Here is a 3552-nt window from a genome sequence, read left to right on the forward strand (position 1 = left end):
AGTTTGACTTCGGATAAGTCTTCGAGCTATTAGTATTAGTCCGCTACATTGCTCACACAACTTCCACTCCTAACCTATCTACCTGATCATCTCTCAGGGCTCTTATTCATTGCTGATGGGAAATCTCATCTTGAGGTGGGTTTCACACTTAGATGCTTTCAGCGTTTATCCCTTCCCTACATAGCTACCCAGCTGTGCCTCTGGCGAGACAACTGGTACACCAGCGGTAAGTCCACTCTGGTCCTCTCGTACTAGGAGCAGATCCTCTCAAATTTCCTACGCCCGCGACGGATAGGGACCGAACTGTCTCACGACGTTCTGAACCCAGCTCGCGTGCCGCTTTAATGGGCGAACAGCCCAACCCTTGGGACCGACTACAGCCCCAGGATGCGACGAGCCGACATCGAGGTGCCAAACCTCCCCGTCGATGTGAACTCTTGGGGGAGATAAGCCTGTTATCCCCAGGGTAGCTTTTATCCGTTGAGCGATGGCCCTTCCATACGGAACCACCGGATCACTAAGCCCGACTTTCGTCCCTGCTCGAGTTGTGGCTCTCGCAGTCAAGCTCCCTTATACCTTTACACTCTGCGACTGATTTCCAACCAGTCTGAGGGAACCTTTGGGCGCCTCCGTTACCTTTTAGGAGGCGACCGCCCCAGTCAAACTGCCCGTCAGACACTGTCTCCGATAGGGATCACCTATCCGGGTTAGAGTAGCCATACAACAAGGGTAGTATCCCAACAACGCCTCCGGTGAAACTGGCGTCCCACCTTCATTGGCTCCTACCTATCCTGTACATGTGGCACAGATACTCAATATCAAACTGCAGTAAAGCTCCATGGGGTCTTTCCGTCCTGTCGCGGGTAACCTGCATCTTCACAGGTACTAAAATTTCACCGAGTCTCTCGTTGAGACAGTGCCCAAATCATTACGCCTTTCGTGCGGGTCGGAACTTACCCGACAAGGAATTTCGCTACCTTAGGACCGTTATAGTTACGGCCGCCGTTTACTGGGGCTTCAATTCATACCTTCGAGAAATCTCTAAGCACTCCTCTTAACCTTCCAGCACCGGGCAGGCGTCACCCCCTATACATCATCTTACGATTTAGCAGAGAGCTGTGTTTTTGATAAACAGTTGCTTGGGCCTTTTCACTGCGGCTCAGTCATACTGAGCGCCCCTTCTCCCGAAGTTACGGGGCCATTTTGCCGAGTTCCTTAACGAGAGTTCTCTCGATCACCTGAGGCTACTCGCCTCGACTACCTGTGTCGGTTTGCGGTACGGGTAGTATATAGATTTGCGCTAGAAGCTTTTCTCGGCAGCCTGACATCAGGGACTCGCTAGAATCACCTAGCTCCCCATCACAGCTCAATGTTACAGGTAAAAGCATTTGACTCTTACCACACCTCACTGATTAGACCAGAATCCATTCACTGGCTTCCCTTAGCCTTCTGCGTCACTCCTTCACTCTATATACTAGTACAGGAATATCAACCTGTTGTCCATCGAATACACCTTTCGGTCTCTCCTTAGGTCCCGACTAACCCAGGGCGGACGAGCCTTCCCCTGGAAACCTTAGTCTTACGGTGGATGGGATTCTCACCCATCTTGCGCTACTCATACCGGCATTCTCACTTCTATGCGTTCCACTACTCCTCACGGTATAGCTTCACCACACATAGAACGCTCTCCTACCATCCTTTACAGGATCCACAGCTTCGGTAAATTGTTTTAGCCCCGGTACATTTTCGGCGCAGGGTCACTCGACTAGTGAGCTATTACGCACTCTTTGAATGAATAGCTGCTTCTAAGCTAACATCCTAGTTGTCTGTGCAACCCCACATCCTTTTCCACTTAACAATTATTTTGGGACCTTAGCTGGTGGTCTGGGCTGTTTCCCTTTCGACTACGGATCTTAGCACTCGCAGTCTGACTGCCGACCATAAATCTTTGGCATTCGGAGTTTATCTGAGATTGGTAATCCGAGATGGACCCCTCACCCAAACAGTGCTCTACCTCCAAGATTCTTAATGTCGACGCTAGCCCTAAAGCTATTTCGGAGAGAACCAGCTATCTCCAAGTTCGTTTGGAATTTCTCCGCTACCCACAAGTCATCCAAGCACTTTTCAACGTGCCCTGGTTCGGTCCTCCAGTGAGTTTTACCTCACCTTCAACCTGCTCATGGGTAGGTCACATGGTTTCGGGTCTACGACTACATACTATTGCGCCCTATTCAGACTCGGTTTCCCTACGGCTCCGTCTCTTCAACTTAACCTCGCATGCAATCGTAACTCGCCGGTTCATTCTACAAAAGGCACGCTCTCACCCATTAACGGGCTCGAACTTCTTGTAGGCACACGGTTTCAGGTTCTATTTCACTCCCCTCCCGGGGTGCTTTTCACCTTTCCCTCACGGTACTGGTTCACTATCGGTCACTAGGGAGTATTTAGGGTTGGGAGATGGTCCTCCCAGATTCCGACGGGATTCCTCGTGTCCCGCCGTACTCAGGATACTGCTAGGTAGTTAGACTATTTTAAATACGAGGCTCTCACTCTCTCTGGCTGACCTTCCCATGTCATTCTTCTATAATCTATCATTCCATATCGCAGTCCTACAACCCCGAGTGGTAAACCACTCGGTTTGCCCTTCTGCCGTTTCGCTCGCCGCTACTCAGGCAATCGCTTTTGCTTTCTCTTCCTGCAGCTACTTAGATGTTTCAGTTCACTGCGTCTTCCCTCTTTAATCTTAACAACTAAAGATACTAGCCATCAGCTAGTGGGTTCCCCCATTCGGACATCTCTGGATCTTCGCTCACTTACAGCTACCCAAAGCATTTCGTCGTTTGTCACGTCCTTCATCGGCTCCTAGTGCCAAGGCATCCACCGTGCGCCCTTACTAACTTAACCTCTTTTCTTAACTCTACCTGAATTAAGTAAACTCTTTATGCGTTCAGCGTTTCGGTTTATTTCTTGTTACTTTCTTTGATATAGATATTCAATTTTCAATGTTCTTACAGGATACTACTTCAACTTTGTTTGTAGTTGAATCTCAGCCTAACTTCGTAGAGAAAAAAGATAAACTTCCTTGTGTTCACCGAACACATCGTCTGTTTCCTATTTTTCTTCTCGAAGTTTCCGCAAGCGGATCGGCTTCGATATCCTGATGGAGCCTAGCGGGATCGAACCGCTGACCTCCTGCGTGCAAAGCAGGCGCTCTCCCAGCTGAGCTAAGGCCCCAAGTTGGTTTTTAACAACTGGTTCTATTCTGTTTTTATTTCTTTTCTTACTGTCTCTGAGAGTTGAATTTCCGACTAACTTCCTAGAAAAAAAGATAAACTTCCTTGTGTTCTTCGAACACATCGTCTGTTTCCTATTTTTCTTCTGGAAGTTTCCGCAAGCGGACCGTCGTCCATATCCTGACTTAACCTCTCAAAACTGAACAAGTACCAATGTCATCCATTTCCTTAGAAAGGAGGTGATCCAGCCGCACCTTCCGATACGGCTACCTTGTTACGACTTCACCCCAATCATCTATCCCACCTTAGGCGGCTGGCT

1 tRNA gene and 2 rRNA genes are annotated in these 3552 nt (G+C 48.9%); all 3 read right to left on the reverse strand.

Annotated features, from left to right (window positions below):
- Positions 1-9: 9 nt before the first annotated feature.
- Positions 10-2904: ribosomal RNA gene (locus I1A59_RS09085) — 23S ribosomal RNA — on the reverse strand.
- 257 nt (positions 2905-3161) lie between these two features.
- Positions 3162-3234, reverse strand: a tRNA-Ala gene (locus tag I1A59_RS09090).
- A 231-nt stretch (positions 3235-3465) separates the two neighbouring features.
- Positions 3466-3552, reverse strand: a 16S ribosomal RNA gene (locus I1A59_RS09095); the annotation flags it as partial.

The organism is Streptococcus sp. NLN76 (assembly GCF_015686645.1).
Classification (GTDB): Bacteria; Bacillota; Bacilli; order Lactobacillales; family Streptococcaceae; genus Streptococcus.